The sequence below is a fragment of the Alishewanella sp. SMS8 genome (assembly GCF_030737935.1).
Taxonomy (GTDB): Bacteria; Pseudomonadota; Gammaproteobacteria; order Enterobacterales; family Alteromonadaceae; genus Alishewanella; species Alishewanella maricola.
The window spans coordinates 425,184-449,920 of sequence record NZ_JAPJEA010000003.1 but is presented as its reverse complement, the minus strand read 5'-3'; the positions used below and the strand labels follow the sequence as shown (position 1 = coordinate 449,920).

At 46.4% G+C, this 24,737-nt stretch carries 25 protein-coding genes and 1 pseudogene; 14 read left to right on the top strand and 12 right to left on the bottom strand.

Annotated features, from left to right (window positions below; translation table 11 throughout):
• The 6 genes and pseudogenes from ORJ01_RS12510 to gloA form a co-directional block, all read left to right on the top strand.
• Positions 1-402 (top strand): annotated as a pseudogene (locus ORJ01_RS12510) (electron transport complex subunit RsxC); the annotation flags it as partial.
• Positions 399-1,466, top strand: coding sequence for an electron transport complex subunit RsxD (gene rsxD, locus ORJ01_RS12505; protein WP_306178304.1), 1,068 nt, complete (start codon positions 399-401; stop codon positions 1,464-1,466). The pseudogene ORJ01_RS12510 and the gene rsxD, both read left to right, overlap by 4 nt.
• Positions 1,463-2,092, top strand: coding sequence for an electron transport complex subunit RsxG (rsxG, locus tag ORJ01_RS12500; protein WP_306178302.1), 630 nt, complete (start codon positions 1,463-1,465; stop codon positions 2,090-2,092). The genes rsxD and rsxG overlap by 4 nt, the downstream gene beginning before the upstream one ends.
• Positions 2,089-2,784, top strand: a complete 696-nt coding sequence (locus ORJ01_RS12495) for an electron transport complex subunit E (RefSeq protein WP_306178301.1) — start codon at positions 2,089-2,091, stop codon at positions 2,782-2,784. Before rsxG ends, ORJ01_RS12495 begins: the two co-directional genes overlap by 4 nt.
• Positions 2,785-2,797: 13 nt before the next feature.
• The gene (gene nth / locus ORJ01_RS12490; protein ID WP_306178300.1) at positions 2,798-3,457 is read left to right on the top strand and encodes an endonuclease III; all 660 of its coding nucleotides are present in this window, start codon (positions 2,798-2,800) and stop codon (positions 3,455-3,457) included.
• A 217-nt stretch (positions 3,458-3,674) separates the two neighbouring features.
• Positions 3,675-4,076, top strand: coding sequence for a lactoylglutathione lyase (gene gloA, locus ORJ01_RS12485; protein WP_229584247.1), 402 nt, complete (start codon positions 3,675-3,677; stop codon positions 4,074-4,076).
• Positions 4,077-4,131: 55 nt separating this feature from the next.
• Here gloA and ORJ01_RS12480 read toward each other — a convergent pair whose 3' ends face one another.
• The 6 genes from ORJ01_RS12480 to ORJ01_RS12455 all read right to left on the bottom strand — a co-directional run bounded on the left by ORJ01_RS12480 (position 4,132) and on the right by ORJ01_RS12455 (position 9,193).
• Positions 4,132-4,971, bottom strand: coding sequence for an ABC transporter substrate-binding protein (locus tag ORJ01_RS12480; RefSeq protein WP_306178299.1), 840 nt, complete (start codon positions 4,969-4,971; stop codon positions 4,132-4,134).
• A 45-nt stretch (positions 4,972-5,016) separates the two neighbouring features.
• Entirely contained in the window at positions 5,017-5,907 is an 891-nt protein-coding gene (locus tag ORJ01_RS12475; RefSeq protein WP_306178297.1) for an aspartoacylase, read from the bottom strand.
• A 161-nt stretch (positions 5,908-6,068) separates the two neighbouring features.
• Entirely contained in the window at positions 6,069-6,284 is a 216-nt protein-coding gene (locus ORJ01_RS12470) for a bacterioferritin-associated ferredoxin (RefSeq protein ID WP_306178296.1), read from the bottom strand.
• 75 nt (positions 6,285-6,359) lie between these two features.
• The gene (locus tag ORJ01_RS12465) at positions 6,360-7,562 is read right to left on the bottom strand and encodes an ABC transporter permease (protein ID WP_306178295.1); all 1,203 of its coding nucleotides are present in this window, start codon (positions 7,560-7,562) and stop codon (positions 6,360-6,362) included.
• Positions 7,562-8,362, bottom strand: coding sequence for an ATP-binding cassette domain-containing protein (locus ORJ01_RS12460; protein WP_226750063.1), 801 nt, complete (start codon positions 8,360-8,362; stop codon positions 7,562-7,564). Before ORJ01_RS12460 ends, ORJ01_RS12465 begins: the two co-directional genes overlap by 1 nt.
• Positions 8,363-8,371: 9 nt before the next feature.
• Positions 8,372-9,193: a DUF3025 domain-containing protein gene (locus tag ORJ01_RS12455; protein ID WP_306178294.1), complete on the bottom strand. Its 822-nt coding sequence runs from the start codon at positions 9,191-9,193 to the stop codon at positions 8,372-8,374.
• 163 nt (positions 9,194-9,356) lie between these two features.
• Between ORJ01_RS12455 and asnB the strand changes: the two genes are divergently transcribed.
• Complete coding sequence (gene asnB, locus ORJ01_RS12450) at positions 9,357-11,021, top strand: asparagine synthase B (protein ID WP_226750065.1); 1,665 nt, start codon at positions 9,357-9,359, stop codon at positions 11,019-11,021.
• 259 nt (positions 11,022-11,280) lie between these two features.
• On the opposite strand, the gene secF is transcribed toward asnB, so the two are convergent.
• From secF to ORJ01_RS12435, 3 genes are all read right to left on the bottom strand, one after another.
• A complete protein-coding gene (gene secF / locus ORJ01_RS12445; RefSeq protein WP_306178293.1) occupies positions 11,281-12,225 on the bottom strand; it encodes a protein translocase subunit SecF in 945 nt (314 codons plus the stop codon).
• A gap of 10 nt (positions 12,226-12,235) precedes the next feature.
• On the bottom strand, positions 12,236-14,089 hold the full coding sequence (gene secD / locus ORJ01_RS12440; protein WP_306178292.1) for a protein translocase subunit SecD: 1,854 nt from the start codon (positions 14,087-14,089) through the stop codon (positions 12,236-12,238).
• A gap of 210 nt (positions 14,090-14,299) precedes the next feature.
• Complete coding sequence (locus ORJ01_RS12435) at positions 14,300-14,617, bottom strand: hypothetical protein (protein WP_306178291.1); 318 nt, start codon at positions 14,615-14,617, stop codon at positions 14,300-14,302.
• A 221-nt stretch (positions 14,618-14,838) separates the two neighbouring features.
• Between ORJ01_RS12435 and ORJ01_RS12430 the strand changes: the two genes are divergently transcribed.
• The 6 genes from ORJ01_RS12430 (at position 14,839) to ORJ01_RS12405 (ending at position 20,193) form a co-directional block, all read left to right on the top strand.
• Positions 14,839-15,123 (top strand): J domain-containing protein, encoded by a 285-nt coding sequence (locus ORJ01_RS12430; RefSeq protein WP_226750069.1) that lies wholly within the window; start codon positions 14,839-14,841, stop codon positions 15,121-15,123.
• Between the two features lie 7 nt (positions 15,124-15,130).
• The gene (locus ORJ01_RS12425; protein ID WP_226750070.1) at positions 15,131-15,676 is read left to right on the top strand and encodes a hypothetical protein; all 546 of its coding nucleotides are present in this window, start codon (positions 15,131-15,133) and stop codon (positions 15,674-15,676) included.
• A 2-nt stretch (positions 15,677-15,678) separates the two neighbouring features.
• Entirely contained in the window at positions 15,679-16,443 is a 765-nt protein-coding gene (locus ORJ01_RS12420) for a hypothetical protein (protein WP_226750071.1), read from the top strand.
• A gap of 11 nt (positions 16,444-16,454) precedes the next feature.
• The gene (locus ORJ01_RS12415; RefSeq protein ID WP_306178289.1) at positions 16,455-17,351 is read left to right on the top strand and encodes a hypothetical protein; all 897 of its coding nucleotides are present in this window, start codon (positions 16,455-16,457) and stop codon (positions 17,349-17,351) included.
• A gap of 91 nt (positions 17,352-17,442) precedes the next feature.
• Positions 17,443-18,300 (top strand): PA4780 family RIO1-like protein kinase, encoded by an 858-nt coding sequence (locus tag ORJ01_RS12410; protein WP_226750073.1) that lies wholly within the window; start codon positions 17,443-17,445, stop codon positions 18,298-18,300.
• Positions 18,301-18,675: 375 nt separating this feature from the next.
• Complete coding sequence (locus tag ORJ01_RS12405; RefSeq protein WP_306178288.1) at positions 18,676-20,193, top strand: DUF3360 family protein; 1,518 nt, start codon at positions 18,676-18,678, stop codon at positions 20,191-20,193.
• A 1,000-nt stretch (positions 20,194-21,193) separates the two neighbouring features.
• On the opposite strand, the gene ORJ01_RS12400 is transcribed toward ORJ01_RS12405, so the two are convergent.
• Genes ORJ01_RS12400 through ORJ01_RS12390 form a run of 3 tightly spaced genes read right to left on the bottom strand, consistent with a single transcriptional unit; the run spans position 21,194 to position 23,583 of the window.
• Positions 21,194-21,481 carry a hypothetical protein gene (locus ORJ01_RS12400; protein ID WP_306178287.1) on the bottom strand — a complete coding sequence of 96 codons (288 nt, stop codon included), beginning with the start codon at positions 21,479-21,481 and terminating at the stop codon, positions 21,194-21,196.
• 45 nt (positions 21,482-21,526) lie between these two features.
• Positions 21,527-22,696, bottom strand: coding sequence for a VWA domain-containing protein (locus ORJ01_RS12395; protein WP_306178286.1), 1,170 nt, complete (start codon positions 22,694-22,696; stop codon positions 21,527-21,529).
• Between the two features lie 44 nt (positions 22,697-22,740).
• Entirely contained in the window at positions 22,741-23,583 is an 843-nt protein-coding gene (locus ORJ01_RS12390; RefSeq protein ID WP_306178285.1) for a MoxR family ATPase, read from the bottom strand.
• 126 nt (positions 23,584-23,709) lie between these two features.
• Between ORJ01_RS12390 and cysK the strand changes: the two genes are divergently transcribed.
• Entirely contained in the window at positions 23,710-24,681 is a 972-nt protein-coding gene (gene cysK / locus ORJ01_RS12385; protein WP_226750076.1) for a cysteine synthase A, read from the top strand.
• Positions 24,682-24,737: the final 56 nt, after the last annotated feature.

Below are 24,737 nucleotides of genomic sequence, written 5' to 3'. Positions count from 1 at the left end.
CAGCAGCAGGGCGCGGAAGCTGAACAAAACAGCGCTTTAGAAAACAACGATGAGACAGCCGCTAGCAGCGAGGCTGCCTCAGATAACCCGGCAAGCGAGGATGATCCGCGTAAAGCCGCGGTTGCCGCCGCTTTAGCACGTGCCAAAGCACGTAAACAGCAGCAGGGCGCGGAAGCTGAACAAAACAGCGCTTTAGAAAACAACGATGAGACAGCCGCTAGCAGCGAGGCTGCATCAGAAAACACGCCAAGCCAAGATGATCCGCGTAAAGCCGCCGTTGCCGCCGCTTTAGCACGCGCTAAAGCCCGTAAACAACAAGCCGCAGCCGATACGAGGTTTGCCTCTGAGCACGACGAGAATGCCCAGGCTGAATTAGCCAAAACAAAAGGTGACTCTGCATGAGTTTTAAAATTGCCAGTTCGCCGCATCATCACAATCGACGTAGTACGGCCAGCTTAATGCAGTTGGTAGCGATTGCCTGTATTCCAGGGATCGCCGTACAAGCCGTGTTTTTTGGCTATGGTGTGCTCGTGCAATTGGTGCTGGCGATTGCTACCGCCTGGTTGGCAGAGGCAATGATATTAAGCTTGCGCCATAAAGCCATCAGACCGCGCTTAATGGATCACAGTGCTTTAGTGACAGCCGTGTTGCTCGCTGTGGCTATCCCACCTTTTGCGCCTTGGTGGTTAATTGTTATTGGCACCGCTTTTGCCATCATCATGGTCAAACAACTGTATGGCGGTTTAGGGCATAATCTGTTTAATCCGGCCATGGCAGCCTATGTCATGTTATTAATATCCTTCCCGGTACAGATGACACAGTGGCTACCGCCTTTGCCCTTACAATCGGTAACCATCAGCCCATTAGATGCCATTTGTACCATCTTTACCCAATTTAGCTGCGGTGGCTTTAGTTTAAGCCAGATGCAACTTAGCGTGGATGGCATCACCTTAGCCACACCACTGGATACCCTACGTACTGATCTGGCTCAAGGCTTAACCTTAACCGAAAGCTGGCAGAAGCCAGTTTATCTAAGCTTTGCCGGCTCAGGCTGGTTATGGATCAATTTAGCTTACCTTGCCGGAGGCTTATTTTTACTCCAGCAAAAAGTCATTACTTGGCGCATTCCGGTGGCAGTTCTGGCCAGCTTGTTTGTGTTTACTATGTTGAGTTGGTTAGCATCACCGGATGCTTTTGCCAGCCCACTGTTTCATTTATTTAGCGGTGGTACCATGTTAGCCGCCTTTTTCATCGCCACCGATCCTGTGTCGGCCTCTACCACCGATCGAGGGCGTTTGTGGTACGGGGCGTTAATTGGTCTATTAATTTATTTAATCCGCAGCTTTGGCGGTTATCCTGACGCGATTGCTTTTGCGGTGTTACTGGCGAATATGTGTGTGCCGCTGATCGACTATTATACTCGTCCGCGTACCTATGGCCACAAAGCCAAAGGAGCAACCAAATGATCCGTATGGTCAGTAAAAATGCCTTAGCCCTAGCGTTGGTTGCGATTATTTGTGTGGTCATTTTAGGCAGTTTACATTTATTAACGCAGCCCAAAATTGCCGAGCAGCGTCGCTTAAGCCAACTGGCGATCCTCAGTGAAGTGTTACCTGAAGTACAGCAAACGCGGGCATTGTTGGCCAATTGTACGCTGGTTAATGCACCAGACGAGCTTGGCGGTAAGGCGCAGCGCGTGTATCGTTGGCAAGAAGATGACCAACTTCGTGCCTATGTACTTGATGTCACCGCTCCAGATGGTTACAGCGGTAATATTGAGCTTATTGTTGCCATTAGCCCAATCGGTACCGTGCTTGGTACGCGCGTTTTAAACCATCAGGAAACACCGGGCTTAGGTGATAAAATTGAAACCAGACGCAGTAACTGGATCTACAGTTTCAGTGGCAAAGCCGCCACACCCGCTGAGGCTAAGCACTGGGCTGTTAAAAAAGATGGCGGCGATTTTGATCAATTTACGGGTGCAACCATTACGCCGCGCGCCGTGATTAACGCCGTGTATCGGGCCGCTAACTATGTGCAGCAGCACCCTGAACTGGCCCATGCCGCCACAAATTGTGAGTTAACCCCATGAGCCTATTTAAAGAACTGACGCTACAAGGATTATGGAAAAACAACCCTGGCTTAGTGCAATTATTGGGGCTTTGCCCGTTGCTCGCGGTGACCAACACCGTAATCAATGCGCTAGGTTTAGGCTTGGCAACCTTGTTAGTGTTACTCGGCTCGAATATCGTGGTGTCGTCGATCCGTAGCCACGTGCCTAATGAAATTCGCATCCCGATTTTTGTGATGATTATCGCCACCTTTGTCACTGCCGTACAATTGCTGATGAATGCGTTTACCTTTGGTTTGTATCAATCCTTAGGCATTTTTATTCCGCTGATTGTCACCAACTGCGCCATTATTGGCCGGGCAGAAGCCTTTGCTTCAAAAAATGCAGTACTGCCCTCAGCGCTAGATGCACTGATGATGGGTTTAGGCTTTTTATTGGTGTTACTGGTGTTAGGCGCCATACGCGAAATCTTAGGCCAAGGCAGTTTATTTGCCGGGGCTGATTTATTGTTAGGCAGTTGGGCTAGCGGCTTGCATTTACAGTTATTTCAAAGCGATAGCCATTTTTTACTGGCTATTCTACCGCCAGGCGCTTTTATTGGTATGGGCTTACTTATCGCATTAAAAAATAGTATCGATCAGCATTACGCCAGTAAAAAAGTTGTCAATAAAGGGGATATTGCTCGGGCCCGCGTGACCGGCAGCCCACAATAACCAGAGCGATAGTATGAATAAACAAAAACGTATTGCCATGCTCACTCGGCTGCGCGAGGCCAATCCGCATCCGAAGACCGAACTTGAATACAGTTCACCCTTTGAGCTCCTTATCGCGGTATTGCTATCGGCACAGGCGACCGATGTTGGCGTCAATAAAGCCACACGGCAGTTATTTCCAGTCGCACGCACCGCACAAGCCATGCTTGATCTGAATGTTGAGGGCGTAAAGCACTATATTAAAACCATCGGCTTGTTTAATACCAAGGCTGAAAATGTCATTAAAACCTGTCGAATTTTGGTTGAGCAGCATGGTGGTGAAGTACCGCAAAACCGCGCGGCCTTAGAAGCACTGCCTGGGGTGGGTCGCAAAACAGCCAATGTGGTGCTTAATACTGGTTTTGGTTTACTAAAAGATAATGAAGGCAAGTACTTTATCGCGGTTGATACGCATATTCAGCGGGTCGCTAATCGCACCGGCTACGCCAAAGGCAACACGGTTGAAGCCACAGAACAGAGCATTATAAAAAATACGCCAAACAAATCTGAATTTATGTTTGATCTGCATCACTGGTTGATTTTACATGGTCGCTACACCTGCACCGCCAGAAAACCTCGCTGTGGTTCTTGTATTATTGAAGACCTTTGTGACTTCAAACAAAAAACGGAATAAGCATCTAAAAACCCGTGTTTCGCTATCAACTGAATATTAATGCCGATAACCATTGGCATGTTGTACCCCTGAACTTAACAGACCAATTTTTTCATATTTCAGACTATGTTAACATCAACATAAATTTGTCTTGCATCCTTGCGATGACCGTTTCGATGTTTAGGCAAAGAATGCAGCATTGAGCAAATTGCAAGCAAACACAGCAAAGAGGGTCATCATGCGAATTTTACATACCATGCTACGCGTTGGAAATTTAGAACGGTCAATCGCCTTTTATACCGAGGTGCTGGGCATGAGATTATTACGCCAATCCGAAAACAGTGAATATCGCTATACGCTGGCTTTTGTTGGTTATGGCGATGAGAAAAGTGATGCCGTTTTAGAGCTGACCTACAATTGGGGTGTTGATAGCTATGAGCTAGGTGGCGCTTTTGGTCATATTGCCTTAGAAGTAGAAGATGTTTATGCCGCCTGCGACAAGATCCGCGCTAAAGGCGGAGTGATTAGCCGCGAGCCAGGCCCCGTAAAAGGTGGCACAACAGAAATCGCATTTGTGCGCGATCCTGACAATTACGCTATTGAGTTAATTCAGAAAAAAGCCAGTTACGATACGTTATAAGGTTTAACCTGAAAACTCGACGCTTAGCGGCTGAACGCTAAGTGTCGAGCAAGCATTAGGATGCCGTATTTGGCAACTTACCGGCTAATTGCTCAAGCTTTTCAATCACGCGCGCTGGGTAATTTGATTGATAAAATCGACGTAAGGTGCCATCGCGATACAATTGTTCTAATTGTTGCTGCCACAACGCAATTTCACTGTCAGAAAAATCCAACGAAAACGCCATATACAACGCCACTTCATTGAGTGCAATAAGCGGCACTAAACGCAGCTGTGGCTCTTCGTACATGTCGCCACGTCGAAAACCATTCATGGGCGTGACATCAGCGCGGCCTAATCTGAGCATATCTAAACAATCTGTCTGCGTTTTCATTAAGACCAAATTGGTATCTTCAGAAAAGCCTAATGTTGCTAATATCGGTAAATAAGAGGCGCCACGATAACCGCAGGCAACATAGTTTTTACTGATCTGCTCTGCATTCATGCCCTTTAGTTTTGGTGGGCCATATAGCTGCATGTCGAAATACATAATAGGGCCAACCCATTTAAATAATGGCTCGCGCTCGGTATTACGCACGGTTTCGAACAAAATACTGCGCGGTGTATGCTGAGCGCGTTGCATGGCTCGCGCCCAAGGCATTAAATAAAACACCCTTTCTTTGCCAACACGTTCAGCTAAGATATTCATCAGATCGATAGTGGGCCCGATGACGTCACCATGGCTATCAAGTTGCACACCGGGATAGCTTGTTTCAGTTAAGAACACCACTGAACTTTGACATTGTTTGCTTTGACAACCGAGCGCTGAGGCAGGCGCACAGGCCACCCCCAACACCAACCACAAGCCAAGTGCTCGAACACGCCGTAAAGTGCTATGACTAACAGATAAGCTCATACACATCCTATGTTTAAAGGCGAACTCGTTTAGCGCACGCCTTTTTTATTCCAATTCTATAATGACTTTTTCATTTAATGACATCGCCAAATTATTATCATAATAAGCCGCTTCATTAATAAAGGTAGGATAGACTACATGTTCACCTTCATAAAGTACTTCAGTACCATCAAACAAGGTGAAGATTGGATCGCCTGGGTTAATCGGTTGATAATCACGATCTTGCACATTTTTATGCACCATACCTATGCGCTCACCCGCTGCATTCATCGGTAACTTAATCGAATGTAAGTAACGAAACGCCTCGGTTTTTTTCGGTAAGGCTGGTAAGTTATCCTGATTGTAAAGCTCAACAAAATCAAGAATGTGCTGCACCATTGTTTGCATTAAGTCTAACACATCTTGGCGTAAAACCGATTGTGGCTGTGGCCCTACTTCGACCAACACGCCGTAACGGCCTAAGGTACACATTAAAGCGTGCTCTTCTGCCGCGAAATGATCTTCATCACGCGAAATTATCGCGTCTGGCATGTTCATTTTAACGTAAGCCGCCATTTTATTATAAAAAGGCCCGGCTTGCGTCAAAATCAAACATGCGCCCATATTACTGGTGGTGTTGTGCAAATCGATCAGCAGATCGGTGCGAGCAGCGCCTTTGGGACCCAGCTGGGCGTTTAACACTTTAGCTCGGCTTTGCTCGTAGTCGGTCAGCTCAAGGTTTGCCAGATCCACGTTTTTAAATTGTCGATTTAAATCGCTGTGCAAATAGCGCTTATTGGCAGCATAAGCCGCAGGATTAGCCCAGACCGTTTCAGTCGTAAAACTGGTACGGCGGCAGCGCTCAGGCTCAGCTTGATATTGTTTGACCAAGTAGATCCCTGAAAACTCATTACCATGTACACCACCGACGATGGCAACCTGCTTAATCTTATCCATTAACTGCTCCAAAGCGTTCGACTTACCTTCACAAAACCACGTTTACTATACTGCAACGCCTTTACAGGCTTCTGTATGAGCAACATTGAGCTATTATGCTGGGCTTTGCGACTGAATGAAAATAGAAATGTGGCGATAAGCGGAATTAATTGGGTACGAACTTAAGCAGCCGGTTTCGCTAACGTGTCGATAATATCGGCACTCGGTTGTTGCTTCACCAGTTCATTATGCAGCAACTGTGCTGCCTGACACAGACATTTACCACACTGAGAGCCTACCCCCAGCTGATTTTTGAGTGCGCGCATTGAATCGGCACCTTCAGCGATAGCCTGCTTAATGGCTTTGTCAGATACCGCTTTGCAAACACAAATGAACATGGCGTGATCTCCGTTCTGGACACCACGCCATATTAATACTATTGCGAATCGTTATCAATAGCTTTTAGTTGTCATTTAACGAAACAGTACTTTTTCTTGTTGGAACCAGTGCACACAAAAGGCAATTAATACCGCAGCTAATAGCACTGTCGCACCAAAAATCAGCGCAATCATACTGGTTTCAGCCGTACCTTTAATCAACTCTTTAATGGCTAACGCGACATTCATTACCGGAATAAAAGCGGTTTTCGCATTTAATTCAACACCCGGCATCATGGCTGCAGCAAGAGGCACAAACATCAAAATACTGAGCGGACTCATATAGTTTTGCGCTTCTTTAAAGGTTTTGGCATAAATCGAGATCGCCAATAATAAAGAGGCAAAGATGGCCGACGTTGGTACGATCATCATAAAAATTAACAACAGCTCTGGTACAGAAATCGCTCCCATCGCCTCTTTAACCACTGAAAAACCGGCAAAAGAGCCTATCACCGCGCCCCATATACCGAAGCTGGCCACCGTGATCAGCGCCCCCGCTAAGCCGGTAGTGAGCACGGTAGCAAATTTGCCTAACACAATGGCGGTGCGGCTGATTGGACAAATCAGTAAGGTTTCTAGCGTACCGCGCTCTTTCTCACCGGCGCCCATATCAATCGCCGGATAAGATGCACCTAGTAAACACAGTGGGATCAAAATATAAGCCACTAAGGCACCGAACTTTTCACCGAGGTTTTCACGTTTAGCCGCGGTATCCAGTTTTTCAACAGAGACCGGTTTTAAAATTGCCGTCAGTTTTTCGGGATCAACGCCCAAGGCACTTAATGATTGACGCTGTAATGTACCAGTATAATTTTCAAGCATTTCATTAAAGTAACGAGACATAAAATCTAACTGGCTGGCTTGGTTATAAATTAGCTGCCATTGGCTTTGTTCAACCGCTTGTTGTTTTGCTTGAAAATCAGCAGGGATCACCACGGCAACGTCAAAATCACCGGCACGAATAGCCGCGATCAACGCTTCAGGCTCGGTCAATGAGGTTGTCACCTGCTTAAAGTTTTTATGATAAAACAACGCTTGGGTAAACTCAGGAGCTTGCTGCTCGTTAATAATGACGTAGCGATGTTGCTCTTGCATAGCTTTATTGGTGGTTGAAGATAACACCAAGCCCATAATGCCGAAGATCACCGGGAAAATAAAAATTGGCAGTAGGATCACGAAAATTAATGTTTTTTTATCCCGCATTAATTCCGTAAGTTCTTTAAGATAAACTTGCCACATTAGACGGCTCCTTGTGCTGCAGGTTGTTGCTGTAAGACAGATAAAAAGGCTTGACGTAAATCGCCCGTGGCACTTAAGGCACTAAATTGTGCCAATGCACCCGAAAAGCTGCTGATCCCTTTATCAATGACCACCACACGATCACACAAACTCGCCACTTCATCTAAGTGGTGAGTAGAGAAAATCACTGGGATCCCTGTCGTTTTTAACGACTGAATAAAATCTAATACCGTTTGCACGGTCATGATGTCTAAACCTGTGGTCGGCTCATCGAAAATCACCACTTTGGGAGAATGAACTACCGCCCGCGCTATCGCCGTTTTTTGTTTCATACCGGTAGACATATTATCGGCTCGCCGATTGGCAAAATCGTGCATGTTCAGCAAGGTAAACAGTTCATCAATGCGCTTTTTAATGGCCGCATCAGACATACCATGTAATTTGGCAAAATAAGCAATATTTTCATAGGCGGTTAATTTGCCATATAAGCCAGTATCCGCTGATAAAAAACCAATTAACTTACGGGCTTTTACGGGTTCTTTTAAGACATCCACACCGTTAATCAACACCGCACCCGCATCAGGTTTTAAGGCCGTTGACAGCATCCGTAACGTCGTAGTTTTACCCGCGCCATTCGGACCAAGCAAGCCTAACACTTCACCTTGACCACAGGTAAAACTGACATCACGTACCGAATGAAAGACTTTATTACTGTAGCGAACATCCTGTTTCTCTGTATCAGATAACTTATTGCCTTTACTTAACGTAAAGCCCTTGGCAAGTTGTTTTATTTCTATCATCTAACAGTCCTATTGTTGAGTCTTGCGTGGACGAAAATACTCCGTATTGGCATAAAAATCCTCTGCATTATTATCTGCATACCAACCGGGTAAACCTAATAACGGCAAAGGTGTAAGCTGGTCATTATTAAGCAGTTGCTCAGTGTTAGCAATTTGTTGAGAGAGTTTTTCATCGAGAAAAGTGTAACGATCTGTTAAAGCCCATTGACTAAAACCGGTAGGCACATCAATAAACCAGGTTTTCGCGGTTAAGCCGATAAAGGGTTGAGTGGCCATTTCATAAATAGCATGGCCGAAGATCACTGGCACAATAGCGTGTTGCCAATCATGGCGCTGCTGCCAAAAACTGCGCCGCCAAGCATGCTGTTGTAACCACTGACGATGAGCCTGAGCGCTCGGCTCCAGCGCAATCAGCACACCACATTCATCCAGCAAGGTTAATTTGTTGCGAATTTTACTACGCTGCTGTTGTCCATGTAAGGCCATTTCACTGATGTGAAGCTGGTTGATCTGACGTTTGGTTTTAGGAAACAACCCCCAAATTAAACCGCCAAACAGATCATGCCAATTTTCAGCACGGGTCGGAATGTGCGACGTCGCAAAAATAAAAGCTTCGTAGTAACGTCCGTCAGCTTGCAACAGCGCATCGTCCACCAAGCGATAATCGCTTTGGCCCAACCAATGATTAAGTTGGACTAAGGTTGGCCAGTTGTTAAGTTCGGTCAGTGGAAACAACTGACACAACTCGCTGAAGATCGGGTTAGCGCTTAAATACTGCGCCGACCAGTTGGCGGGGGCGTTAAAGCGGTTTTTTGCTGATTTTTTATTCATAAGCTTTCACATTTGACGAGAGTGGTTATTTTTTGGACTATTAAAGGAAATAAACCAAAAAGCACTTGCAATTTAACGCTAGCATGGCACATTCAATGGGTACGTATAGACGTACATACTGCCAAAACTTATTGTGTTATTAATTTGATTATCAGAGGTTATCATGTGTTCGATATTTGGGGTGCTTGACATCAAGACAGATGTTAAAGCATTGCGCCAGCAAGCGCTGCAGTTATCTAAGTTATTACGTCATCGTGGTCCTGACTGGTCAGGCATTTGGAACGATGATAATGCTATTCTGGTGCATGAGCGCCTAGCGATTGTAGATACTGAAAATGGTGCCCAACCTCTCATTAATACCGAGCGAAATCACATTCTGGCAGTGAATGGTGAGATCTACAATCATAAAGCACTCGAAAAAACCTTGAGTACGCCCTATCCGTTTAAAACAAAATCGGATTGTGAAGTGATCTTACCGTTGTATTTAGAGCATGGAGCTGAATTTATTGATCAGCTGCACGGCATGTTTGCATTTATTTTGTATGATGCCGAACAGCAACGCTATTTAATTGCGCGTGATCATATGGGCATTATTCCATTGTATTACGGCTATGACGAACATGGTCAGCTATTTGTCGCCTCAGAGTTAAAAGCGCTGGTACCGGTTTGTAAGCAAATAAAAGAATTCCCGCCAGGCCATTATTTTGATAGCAAAATTGGTGAACTGCGTCAGTACTATCAACGTGATTGGCAAAGTTTCGATGCGGTTAAAGACAACCCTGCCAATGAAACTGAGCTACGCGAAGCACTTGAGCACAGCGTAAAAACTCACCTGATGTCAGACGTACCTTATGGGGTATTGTTATCCGGCGGTTTAGACTCGTCCTTAATTTCAGCTATTGCTCAGCAATTTGCCAAGCGCCGTGTCGAAGATGATGATCAATCAGAAGCTTGGTGGCCCCGTTTGCACTCTTTTGCCGTCGGTTTACCCGGCTCGCCTGATCTGATTGCCGCCCAAAAAGTAGCAGATGCCATTGGTACTGTGCATCACACGGTGCACTTTAGCGTGCAAGAGGCATTAGACTCACTGCGTGATGTGGTTTATCACTTAGAAACCTATGATGTAACCACGATCCGTGCTTCCACACCGATGTATTTGATGGCTCGTAAAATTAAAGCCATGGGCATTAAAATGGTGTTATCTGGCGAAGGCTCGGATGAACTGTTTGGTGGTTATTTGTATTTCCATAAAGCGCCAAATGCCAAAGAGTTCCATGAAGAAACACTGCGTAAATTAGACCGTTTACATTTGTTTGATTGTAATCGTGCTAACAAAGCCATGTCAGCTTGGGGTATTGAAGCGCGTGTGCCGTTCCTAGATAAAGAATTTATGGATGTGGCTATGCGCTTAAACCCACAAGCGAAGATGTGCGGTGGTGGCAAAATGGAAAAACACATTTTACGCCATGCATTTGAGGGTTTACTGCCTAATGAAATTTTATGGCGGCAAAAAGAGCAATTCTCGGACGGTGTCGGTTACAACTGGATTGACAGCTTAAAAGCGCATGCCGCGAAAGAAGTGTCTGATCAGCAGATGGCCACCGCCAGCTTCCGCTTCCCGGTCAACACGCCAGATAGCAAAGAAGCCTATTACTACCGGGTGATCTTTGAAGAGCATTTCCCACATGCAGGTGCCATCTCTTGTGTGCCAGGGGGTAAGTCTGTCGCTTGTTCCACACCAGAAGCATTAGCTTGGGATGCCAAAATGGCTGAAATGACCGATCCTTCGGGCCGGGCGGTTCGAGATGTTCACGCACAAGGTTATTAAGCCATCGCGTTTTTTAGCTATAAAAGTTGCCTGAAAAAGCCTAACCGCTAAACAGCACACTTTTATCGTTGTGGCACCGAGACTCAGTTGAAAAGGACTTAGGTCCTTTTCATTGCGGGCGGCTCTCCCCCCTAAATAGCCTGCTGATACCCCTTTGTTGCTTTAAAGAGCACCGCTCATATCCGATGATCGGTGCTCTTTTCTGCTACCTTCAGCTTAGCTGAACGTCAAATGATTAACGACCTACCTTTAAGCACTTTTATAGCGGCAAATCATTCGAGGCGCCTTCTTTCTCAATCATGGGTACCAGCAAATCTTCCCGGGTTAAACCCAACAATAAGGCGATGGCACTGGCCACATAAACTGACGAATAGGTGCCGACCAGAATGCCGAACAACAACGCCGTTGCAAAACCATGGATCAGCGCGCCCCCCATATAAAACAGTACCAGTAACACCAATAGCGTAGTTAACGAGGTAATAACCGTACGGTTTAAGGTGGTGGTAATAGCATGGTTAATGGTTTCTTCCGCGCTACTATCACGCAGCTTGCGAAAGCTCTCGCGAATGCGGTCAAATACCACAATCGTATCGTTGATTGAATATCCAATCAGCGCCAGCACTGCCGCTAAAACGGTCAAATCGAACTCTAACTGCAATAAAGAAAATAAACCCAGCGTTAAAATCACATCGTGCCCTAAAGCCAAAACGGCCCCAAGTGACAAGCGCCATTCAAAGCGAAGGGTAACATAGAGTAAAATACCTAATAAGGCGACTAGCAACGCTAAGCCCCCATCTTGCTTTAAACCCGCGCCAACACTTGGCCCCACAAACTCAATGCGCTGCAAACTGATCAGAGGATCAATCTGCTGTGTTAACGCGCCTAATACCGTGCTGCCCAGCTGTGTTTGTGCAAGCCCTTGCTGCAACGGAATACGGATTAACACATCCTGACTACTGCCAAACAATTGCACAACAGCATCCGCATAACCGGCACCGGCTAAAACCTCGCGCACTTGCACCAAATTAGCGGCTTGCTGAAATGCCACTTCAATCACTGTACCGCCAGTAAAATCTAAACCCCAATTTAAACCACGCGTAGTTAATAGCATCAACGAGCTAAGCACCAACAGTACTGACACACTCACGGCCAGCCATTTATAGCGCATAAAATTAGCCGGTTGCGTAAAGTTAAATACTTGCATCAAATACCCCTTAAATAGACAGTGACTGCACACGGCGGCCACCCCAAATCATGTTAACAAGCAGGCGAGTACACAGCACCGCGGTAAAAATCGAGGTTAAGATCCCCAGTGCCAGTGTAATAGCAAAACCTTTCACCGGGCCGGTGCCAATACCAAACAGAATTAATGCCACTAACAAGGTGGTAATATTGGAATCGGCAATGGTGGCAAAGGCGCGATCGTAGCCTTCATGAATAGCCTGTTGAACAGAGCGCCCTGCGCTGAGCTCTTCTCTGATCCGCTCAAAGATCAACACATTGGCATCCACTGCCATGCCAACGGTTAACACTATGCCAGCCATGCCGGGCAAACTTAGGGTGGCGCCAGGAATCATCGACAATAGCCCCACCAGCAACACCACATTGGCGAGCAAAGCAACATTCGCGACCAAACCAAAGCCTTTGTAATACACCAGCATAAACAGCAACACGGCCAGCATGCCAAAAGAGATGGCTTGCATACCAAGCTTAATATTTTCTTGGCCTAAACTAGGGCCGATGCTGCGTTCTTCTAAGATTTGGATCGGTGCGATTAAGGCGCCCGCGCGTAATAACGACGCCAGCTGTTGAGCTTCAGCAGACGAGCTTAAACCGGTAATTTGAAAACTATGGCCAAGGCGCATACGAATGGTCGCATCGTTTATCACCTCTTGCTGTTTAATCAGCACGGCACTGCCATCTTCAGCACGCTCGGCACTGGCTTTGTATTCAACAAACACTGACGCCATGCGCCGCCCGGTGGCGTTTTTCGTTCCCGCAGAGAGCAACTCACCGCCCTGAGCATCTAACATGATACTGACTTGCGGCATACCATATTCATCATAGCCAGAGCTGGCATCGGTGATCCGATCCCCGGTCAGCATAATGCGTTTTTCAAGTAAAATGGGCTGCCCGTCACGGGTTTGGAATAGCTCAGCATCGGCGGGTACGCGACCGGCGAGCGCAGCGGCTATATCAGCTTGGGTGTTCACCAGGCGAAACTCTAAAGAAGCCGTCGCCCCTAAAATCTCTTTGGCTTGCGCGGTATCTTGCACACCGGGTAATTGCACAATAATCCGATCGGCACCTTGGCGCTGCACAATCGGCTCGGCAACACCAATTTCGTTTACCCGATTACGCAAAATCGTTATATTTTGTTCCAGCGCCTCTTCACGCAGCGCTTTTAATTGCAGCTCAGACAGTTGCAACAGCAAGGTAACACCATCATCGGCACGACTAAGCAACCACTGTCGATCTCGTTTTGACAGCAGTGATTCTAACGAGGCTAAATCAGTAGCGCTTCGCAGCGCAATCTGCAGTTGGGCATGAGTTGGATCGGCTTGCACGCTGCGATAACGGATATCGGCTTGCCGCATTTCCACACGCAGCCGCTGCTGCAAATCATTCATGTGTTTTTGCTGTGCCGCTTGCATATCCACCGCTAACAAAAAATGCACGCCACCGCGTAAGTCTAAACCCAACTTCATTGGCGTCGCACCAATCCGGGCTAACCACGAGGGCGTGGCAGGCGCTAAACTCAAGGCCGTAACATAATTATGATCAAGTGTTTTGTTGAACAAGGCTTGCGCTTGTAACTGCGTTTCGGTATCGGCAAAACGTAACAGTAATTGACCGTCTTGTAATTGCAGGGCTTTAACGGGGATGTTCGCTTGTTGCAGCGTTTGGCTTAACTGCGCCTGAGTGTGTTCACTGATTTGCGCGCCACGGGTTGCACTGATACTCAGTGCCGGATCGGCTGGATACAGATTAGGCAGTGCGTAAACCAGAGCCAACAGCAGCAAACTGATCACCATGCATACCTGCCAAGTTGAATTCTTGTTTAGCATAGCTGCTCCTTGCTAACAGGCGCATCAACATGCCGACACACTTGAAGTAACAGCGGGGTAAATAATATAAAAAGCACAGGCAATAACGCTTTGCCAGGCATAAGCGCAATATCAATAAAAACCATATTTTCCTCTCACACCAAAGCGCTTCTTGGCTTTGATTAAGCTATCTTAAACAGTGCGACGAACCACAATGGGTCGCGCCATCATTTAAATGCTGAGGAACAAAGGGGGGGCGCGTGCTTGCGCAGATGAAAATAAGCGGTTGACCAACACCGCTAAGCGCTGCGTCATCGCAACAGGGGTACTAAGATGCCCTAGCCCAAGGTTGCGACTAAGCAGGGCAACATCAGGCTGTTCGGGTTCTTCATCCGCTTCGTTAGCTAAAAACTGCGGCAGTGCCACCGGCACCGCTTGCAACTGGCTATCCATCTGCGGCAATACTCTAACGTCATACACCGCAGACGAATGCGGTGTGCAAAGTACCGTTAGATACAACAAAATGATTAAACCGCTAAACCAGCGCATAACACCTCGATGGAGAAAAAAGCCTGCTACGCCGCTTAAAAACGCAGTGAAAACGTAACATAGGCCTGCATATGATGCGGCTAAATAGCGCATTACTCAAGTGGCCGAACTTAATAAAGTGGAATTGCATAATGCGCTGCCAACCCTGCATCAGATCTGCTATGATTTGCGGCTATAATTTACTGTTTAACCCCTAGTCGCCGTCTGTACAGGATAACAACATGATTAATCACTTTCGGGTACTGGGCGTAAAGTCTAATGCCAGTGATGACGAGATTAAAAAAGCGTATCGCCGCTTAGCCAATAAGTTTCACCCCGATAAACTACACGGTTTATCAGAAGAAGAATTGCAGCAAGCCGCCAATCAATTACAACGGGTCAAAACAGCCTATGAAGTGCTGGGCGATCCGAAGTTACGTAGCGCCTTCTTAAAAGATTTTAATAACGTTATTGTTACCGATCCTGCAGCCGCAATGCGTGAGCTGTGGGACGAATATTACGCCTGAGGCCATCATGAGCAGCAAATTAAACTTGGCACGGATCCGCGCCTTACAAACCGACGCCGGTGAAAATATAGATTCGTATAGCGACCCGGAAAATCCGAAAGCGCTTGAGCAATTTACCAGCAAAATGAAAGCCGTATTACTAGCTGATCCTGAAATGCTTGAGTCGGTACCAGAGTATTTACCGATGGCGCTTTATGGCCGAGTTAAGTTCCCCCCTGCCGCGGCAGCAAAATGGCAGCAATGGTTAAGCGCCGCTAAAAAGCCCAGTTGGGAAGAGTTTAAAGTGTCTGTTGCCTTTAATAATGCCGATTTGCCCTTGGTAAAAGCCATTCGTGATTATTCTGAAACGATGTTAATTGAAGCCTGTGCCGCACTGTATTTACTAACGCAAAATGTGACCATGCCCAAAAACCACGCGGCTGACGACAGCGATGATGAACAAGAAGACGCACCCTATGGTTTTGGTGGTGATGACGAACACGATGACGACGATAGCGATGAAGAAGGCTACGACGATCAATATGATGAAATCCGCTTTAACCGGGAGGGCTGAGAGTGAGTACCGATTTAATTGCTATTGCTGCAGCAGAAATAAAAGAATTAGCGCTAGTCGAACCAAAACAAGCCAGTAAACGTTTTGAGATTATTGCCAACACCATGAGCGATCAACAACTGGTTGATGTGATTGAGCAAATTGATATTGTTACGCTAACACAAATGAACAGCCAGCATGACTTATCGTTCCCATCGATTATTTCTGAGCTGATGACGCCAGAAAAAATCCGCGATATTGTGTGTCAGCAACCCTTGTATTGGGAAGAAAAAATCAAAAACAATGCGGAAGATCTGAAACAGCATACCTTTGATTTTTTAACTTACCTGATCCGCACCCAAGATAACGAAGATAAACAAGCTGAGATCTTAGAGTGTATTGCTGAAGATCCCGCCGGCTTGTTCTATTTATCGATCCCTTTTATTGAAATTTATCGCGGTGAAATTCTAGAGTATGAAAACTACTGGGAAGATAAGCTGTATGAAGATGAAGAACATTTAGAAGAGGCCGAAAGTTTCACTGAACGCCAGCTTGCCGAAGATGCCCACAACATTGGCTATGATGATCCGAAGAGCTTATTGGCACTGATCCGCCAATTAACCCCTAAGGTAGAAACAGCCATTAAAGCGCTGATCCGCAATGAAAAATCTGGCTGGGAAGGTATTATCAATAAATTTGCTACCGAGTTGGTGATGCAAGCTAAAGAGAAAAACCAAGCTGAAGACGAATTTAGCGAAGTCGACGATATGTTTAGCTTTTTGGATTAGGGATAATTTTCATGCAGTTAGTGGTGCGAGATAGCCAGCAAGGCCCCTTTTTAACGCAGGTGATTCGATACGCGCAAGCGGCAGAACAATTAAATGCCACTGAATTAGCGCAAATTAAAAGCAAAGCCGTGTTGATGAGCCTAAAGTTTGCTGACAAGTTCTATAACAAATACAAGATGCACCTGTTAGAACAAGCCGCTTACGATGTCATCGGCATTGTCAGTCTGGGCCTGATGGCGTTAAGCGATAAAGATCAAGTACGGGCTCTCCAGCTCTTACTAGCGCCTGAAGGTTTAGTTAAACCGTTTCAAAAAGGCTGGCATATGCTCAGCACTGTGCATCGTAAAACCTCAGGCAAGAGTTCCTTATATGGCGAAGTTGATGAACAATTGCTGTCACAAGTGTCTTGTCCGCCCGATTCAGAAGAGTGGCTAGGTTGGCAAGCCTATCAACAAGCCTTGACCGAGCATCATCGTTTTCAGGCTATGCAGCTATTACGACAACAGTTTTATCAACGGCAACAATTTGATGAATTCGAGCATTTTAGCTTAGAAGAAGTGTTGGCTGAGATTGTGCTCTATCGTGCTTTAACGGGTGGTGGTCAAGTAAAGCAGGATTTAAAACGTCGGCTACGCGAAATTGACTTTGCCGAGCATTGGTTTAATGATTCTTACCTTATGTTACAAACCGAAGCGGTATTAGCTGAATTGCCCGCTGAAAACGCCAGTGCGATCCGCCAGGATCTGGGCCAGCATTTTCATCCTGCCTTACAGCGTACCTTGTTGTTTTGCCGTGAATATCAAAAACAGCAACGGTTAGACGCATCGCCAGAAAAACTCGATGCCTTTGAACATAAACACGGTTTAACCAGCCCACTGCTAGGTTGGCCACATTATTTAGATTTGTAACCTCCCGTTGGCAATATGCTGCTGCAACCGCAGCCTGTTGCCATGGATCGGCTTAACGTTTGGCACTTTGCCAATTTACTATAGGGGTGTTATGAAAACACCAAAACGCATCCAACCTTTAATTGATGAAGGTATTATCGATGAAGTATTACGGCCATTGATGAGCGGTAAAGAAGCCTCTGTCTATGTCGTTCGTTGCGGTAACGCCATTCGATGTGCCAAAGTGTATAAGGATGCTAGCCAACGCAGTTTTAAAAAAGCAGTACAGTATCAAGAGGGCCGCAAAGTGCGCAGCTCGCGCCGCGCTCGCGCCATGGAGAAAGGCTCAAGCTTTGGCCGTGAGCAACAAGAAGAAAGCTGGCAACATGCTGAAGTAGATGCCTTATATAAGTTAGCCGATGCTGGAGTACGCGTACCTGAGCCTTACGGTTGTTATGATGGTATCTTGCTGATGGAATTAATTTTAGACGAAGATGGCGATGTCGCGCCGCGTTTAAATGATATCACGTTAGAACCCGAGCAAGCCAAACGCGATCACAAAACCATGATGCAACATATTTTGCGCATGTTAGCCGCAGGTTTGGTGCATGGCGATCTCTCTGAATTTAATGTACTGCAAGATCCTACTGGCCCGGTCATTATTGACTTACCTCAAGCAGTGGATGCGGCAGCCAATAACAACGCTCAGTGGATGTTAAGCCGAGACGTGAATAATATCACCCAATATTATGGGCAATTTGCACCTGAGCTATTAAACACAAAATATGCTAAAGAAATCTGGGCCTTGTTTGAAGCCGGTAACCTGAATCCTGACACTGAACTGACCGGTGAATTTGCCGAAGATGAACAGTTAGCCGATATCGATGCAGTGCTCGATGAAATTAACGCCGCTTATAATGAGATGCAAGAACGTAAAGCGCGCAATGCGGCGGCAGAGCAAGACGATTAGCCACAAAATCAGTATTGCTTTATCACCTCTTTCATAACGGACAGCGCATGTCCGTTTTTTTCACCTTGTTCGGGTCAGCAAAAATTCGCCCATCCACATCACGGCCTTGAGTTGTTGTCATGCTTTAGCTGCCAGCTTTCTTGCTGAAATAACACCTAACACATCACACACCACAAGCTGCCCTCGTGTCAGCCGCAACGCAGCAGCAAAACCAGACTAAACTTAACACTAAAACCGAATTAATTTCTGTCAACCTCGACCTTTGACTAATAACAATTTTCTAGCGGCTGTTTTATTCTGCTACCTCAACATCTAATTGCTTATAAAAAACTGTGATTTTAATTTTTTAGTAGCAACTATGTTGCCGGGGATAGCATGAACACCAAGCCTGAAGATAACAGCTTGTCTGTAGCTGCACAGGTAACGGCGGACCACGCCTTTACCGATAGCTACCAAAATTTACACAAACCCAGTTCAAAGTTCAGTAGCCGAGAAGCCTACCTCAAGCATGAACTGCAAATTATGCAGCCCAAACGTTGGCGAGCCAATTTACCGTTTCGGGACTATCGATTCGAGTATGAAGATACCATTCCAGCAATGGCGGCCACGATCGGTAAAGTCGTGATGGTAGCCGCCATTGCTGCGACCTTTGCCAATGCCTTAGGTTTAGGCGATGCGTTTATTCTTGAAAACGTTCGCTACGAACTGTTAATCGCATCCGTTTTTATTCTGTTATTTTCCGGTTTTATTTTACCCACCGCTAACTTAGCCGGCACCCATGGCCCGCTGATCCCATTGATCCCGATTGTTGTCGCCACAGGCGGTCACCCAATGGCCTTTGGTCTGTTAATTGGAGCTTTTGGTTTAATTTTAGCGCTTAGTAAAGGAGGTAGCTTATTGGCACGACTGACCAGTAAAGGCGTTTGTGGCGGCTTACTGCTGTACCTCGGCTTTATTGGTACCACCTCGCAAGTGAAAAAATTGTTCGTTTGGGCAGAAGGGATCGAAAAAACGCATATCGCCTTTGTGGTCATCTTGTCGACCATATTACTCTATGCGTTCTTAGAGCATTTTAAAAAACGCTGGTTAGCAGTACCTTTAAGCTGCTTTTTAGGGGGGACTATGGCCTTTGCTCTTGGCGCGCCCTTTGAGTTTCATACGGCACCGGGTTTACCTAATATGAACCCGATGTACTGGTGGGGTGACAACACTGGCTGGATGCTAGGTTTACCCACATTAGAAAGCTTCGTAGTAGTTCTGCCTTTTGCCATCCTTGCCGTTGCCATGTGGTCACCTGACTTTTTAGGTCATCAAGTATTTCAAAAAATCAGTTACCCGCAACGGACTGAAAAAGTAATAATGAACATTGATGACACCATGTTAAGCGCTTCAGCCAGACAAACCTTTGGGTCATTGCTCGGCGGGGCTAACTTTACGTCGTCTTGGGGAACCTATATTGTACCAGCCGCTATTGCTAAACGCCCTATCCCCGCAGGTGCTATCCTCACCGCGCTATTTTGTATTATTGCAGGGATCTGGGGTTACCCGATGGATCTGGCTATTTGGCAACCGGTACTCTGTGTCGCCTTAATTGTGGGGGTGTTTATCCCCCTGTTAGAGGCGGGTATGGAAATGACCCGTGAAGGTAAAACCACGCAATCCGCAGCCATTGTGGTCTTTGCTTCAACCTTGGTTAACCCCGCTTTTGGTTGGTCATTAACCATTCTGTTGGACAATTTAGGCTTAATTGGCTGTAAAGAACGTAGCGCTAAGTTAACCCATATGAGCCGTTGGATCATACCACTGGTAATGTTTATCGTGTTAACTACGGTGATGGCGATTGTGGGTATGCTACCAGGTATCCCAGCCCTGATGCCAAGCTTCCGGCAATAAAGCAACCGTCATAAAGCTTCACTGATAAGTGAAGCTTTATCCCTTAAAACCCGCAAAGGCAATAAGCGTCTTAGTAGGTTTTCAACTTAGGGTAATTACAAAATCGCTCACCCTTAAAACGATCCGCCTAAACACCGTTGACCCAGGTTTTAGAAATAACAATTAGGTGTAAATTGTTCCGCTAAGAAAATCCGTTTTTGCTCTTAATCCCCTTTGTAGCGAGCCGACTGATCATCGTTGGCCAAGGTTTTAAGAAAACGGGTGTTTGAGTGCGGCGACGGTAGCGCCGCACGAGTTACGTTTTCGCCTTGGACAACGCATGAGCAGCCGGGCTTTCGAGCGGAAGTGGGGTCGCATTTTCTTTGGATACTTTCTTTTGGCGACACAAAAGAAAGTATCTCGCCAACGGCGAAAACGTAAAGATTATCAGTAAATTAGTGTTTAAACTCAAGCAGAGTCGGCATCGAGGATGTTGGAACCTGCTCCCGAAGCTAGAAGCTGGCAAAACGTTAAACGCTGCGTAAAGCGTCGGCTGGAGCACGCTGTAAATACAATCCCTGTACGCTCCTCTTTTTCATCCCTGAAAAAGACGTCTCCAGCCAACGTTGACTTCGCTATTAACTCGCATTGCATCAAATCTAAAGTATTTAAAAATCCATGGCCATTTTTAGCTGTTAATCCCATTACATTGCAAGCCGGTCAACTTGGCACGGCCAAGGTTTTAAGACGAGGGGTGTTTGAGCGAGGCACGGTAGTGCCGAACGAGTTACCTCGTCGCCTTGCTCGTGTCAGGTTGAGCCGGGCTTTCGCAGCAATGTAGGGTCGCATTTTCTTTGGATACTTTCTTTTGGCGACACAAAAGAAAGTATCTCGCCAAAGGCGAAAATATGAAGTTTATCAGTGCACTATGATTTAGCTTCAAGCAGAATCAGCAGCAAGGTTCTTGGCATCTAACCCGAAGTTTTAAGTTTGCAAAACGTTAAACGCTGCGTAAAGCGTCTTACTTTGCTCGAAAGCGTTTTAGATACCAAATCGACAACGGAATTTCGAGGATCAGATAACAGACCAGCGTAAACCAAAACCAGTTTAGATGCAGACCGGCAAACTCAAACACGTGCTCTGTTTGACAATACTTAGTACCCACGATGCCAAGCGCGATGACGGTGGTTAAGCCATCAAACAACGCAACTTTTTTTAGATCTGCGCCAGCCACTCTGGGATATAACCAAAAGTACGCAAGTAACAACAATACTGAAGTCAGTAAAATAACACTGAGTTCCGCACTCATCAGTTTACTCCTATTAAGCATCGCCAATAGCGATTAATGTTGCGCTTAGCTAAGGCTTTTAATGGCATCAGATAAACCGGTAAGGGTTAACGGAAACATACGCTGCTGCATAATGCTTTGAACCAGACTGATGGAATGATAATGCCCCCACCATGCCAGCGGCTGCGGATTTAACCACGCCGCTTTGGGGTATTGTTGCAGCAAACGGTTTAACCACACTCGCCCAGGCTCGGCATTCCAGTGTTCAACACTGCCGCCAGGGAAGTCAATTTCATAAGGGCCCATAGTGGCATCACCAACAAAAATCAGCTTGTAATCGCTACCGTAAGTGTGGATCACATCGAGCACTGAGGTTTGTTCGGTAAACCGTCGGCTATTATCACGCCAGACACCTTCATATACGCAGTTATGAAAGTAAAAAAACTCCAGATGCTTAAACTCGGTTTTCACGGCCGAAAAGAGTTGCTGACAAAGCGTGATATGATCATCCATCGAGCCACCCACATCAAAAAACATGAGTACCTTGACGGCATTATGTCGCTCGGGTACAAAGCGTAGATCCAGATAACCTCCCTGCTCTGAGGTGGCTTGAATGGTACCGTTTAAATCCAATTCCGTCGCCGCACCACTGCGGGCAAAGCGCCGTAACTGACGTAGCGCCAACTTAATACTGCGATTGTTGAGCTCGCTATGACTGTCTAAATCTTTAAACTCGCGTTTATCCCACACTTTTACCGCGCGGCGCGCACCACTGCCTTGTTGGCCAATACGCACGCCTTCCGGGTTAAAGCCATAAGCGCCAAACGGCGAGGTACCGCCGGTGCCGATCCATTTATTGCCGCCAGCATGGCGTTTTTGCTGTTCGGCCAAACGCTCACGCAACTGCGCCATTAAGGCCTCTAAACTGCCCAACCCTTTTAACGCAGCTTTATCTTGGGCTGATAACTGACGAATGATATCTGGAATGAGCCATTCATCAGGAATACTGCTGGCTAGATCGACCGCCGCAACCCCTTCAAAATACTCAGCAAAGGCACGGTCAAACTTGTCATACTGACTCTCGTCTTTTACCATGATTAAACGCGCTAGCTGATAAAAGGCTTCGCTATCGGCAAAGATCACCTGCTGCTCTAGCGCGTTGAGTAAATCCAACAGCTCAGTAATACTAACTTTTAAGCCGTATTTGCGCAGGGTGAAAAAAAACTCAATAAGCATAACAACACACGATGGCAGTCGATAAAACACTAAACGGCAACATTCTAACGCCCCCGCTTAGCAATAAACGCGAGTTTTTCAACCAACTGCACATCTTGCTCGTTTTTTAACAGCGCGCCGAACATCGGCATTAAGCCGCCCTGCTGCTGTTTTTGTTGCAACACTTCGGCCGGAATTTGCTCGGCTAACAATAATTTTAACCAGTCAAGTAGTTCGGAGGTAGAAGGCTTTTTCTTTAAACCCGGTAGCTCACGTAACTCGAAGAACACCTCAAGAGCGGTACTGAGTAATTGCTGACGAATAGTCGGAAAATGCACCGCCACAATCTCGCGTAACACCTCGGCATCAGGAAAGCGTATGTAATGAAAAAAGCAGCGCCTTAAAAACGCATCTGGCAATTCTTTTTCATTATTGGAAGTAATAATCACAATCGGTCGCTGCTCAGCGCTGATATGCTCACCGGTTTCATGCACATAAAACGCCATCCGATCCAATTCATGCAACAAATCATTCGGAAACTCGATGTCGGCTTTATCAATTTCATCAATCAACAACACAGGTCGTTTTGCCGCAGTAAAGGCCTGCCACAGTTTGCCCGGTTTAATATAATTGGCAATATGTTGCACCTTTTCACTGCCTAGTTGGCTATCACGCAAGCGTGATACGGCATCATATTCATATAAGCCCTGTTGCGCTTTGGTGGTGGACTTAATATGCCACTGAATCAGCTCAGTGTCCAAACTCTCGGCAAGCTCTTCGGCCAGACGTGTTTTACCAGTGCCCGGTTCGCCTTTAATTAATAAGGGTTTTTCTAGGATAACAGCGGCATTAACCGCCAGTGCCAGCTCGGCAGACACGATGTAGTTTTCGGTACTTTGAAAGGCCATACAGGCTCCGTGCTTAGTGAAAAAACTGATATATGTTATAGCAAATTGCTACTTTAACTTTTAGCTAGGCCGCGTATGCTATGGGTTATTGTACTGGTTATTCCTTATCTTTTTTTTGGAGTTTTTATGGCTAATGTATACGCAGATAACACATTGTCGATCGGCCGCACCCCTTTGGTCAAATTAAACCGTGTCGTTAAAGGCGCCAATGTCTATGCCAAAATTGAAGCGCGCAACCCAAGCTTTAGTGTGAAATGTCGCTTAGGCGCTGCTTTAATTTGGGATGCAGAGAAACGTGGCATCCTGACAAAAGACACCGAATTAGTCGAGCCAACCTCAGGTAACACGGGTATCGCCCTGGCATTTGTGGCGGCGAGCCGCGGTTACAAGCTCACCCTCACCATGCCGGCCACCATGAGTTTAGAGCGTCGTAAATTGTTAAAAGCCTTAGGCGCCAACTTGGTGTTAACTGAAGGGCCAAAAGGCATGAAAGGCGCAATTGAAAAAGCCAGAGAAATTCAAGCATCTAACCCAGATAAATACCTCATTTTGGGTCAGTTCGATAACCCGGCTAACCCACAAATTCACTTTGAAACGACCGGCCCAGAGATTTGGAATGATTTAGACGGTGCAGTGGATGTGTTTATTGCCGGTGTTGGTACTGGCGGGACTATCACGGGTGTCAGTCGCTTTTTAAAACAAGAGAAGCAGCATCCGCTAGTCACCGTGGCGGTTGAGCCCTCGGAATCGCCGGTCATTAGCCAAGTTAAAGCCGGTGAAGAAATCAAACCTGGCCCACATAAAATTCAAGGTATCGGTGCCGGTTTTATTCCTGGTGTGTTAGATGTCGATTTAATTGATCGGGTTGAGCAAGTCAGCAGTGATGATGCCATTGCCATGACACATCGCTTGATGAAAGAAGAAGGCATTTTAGCCGGTATCTCATCAGGTGCCGCGGTAGTTGCCGCAGCACGTTTAGCCGAGTTACCCGAGTTTGCCGGTAAAAATATCGTGGTGATCCTAGCCAGCGCGGCAGAGCGTTACTTATCAAGCCCCTTGTTCGCCAATATTTTCACCGAGCAAGAATTAGAAGCCTAATGGATAAATGCGGCCTTAGCTGTGATGCCCCTCAGTAAAGCATGACGGGTGTGTTT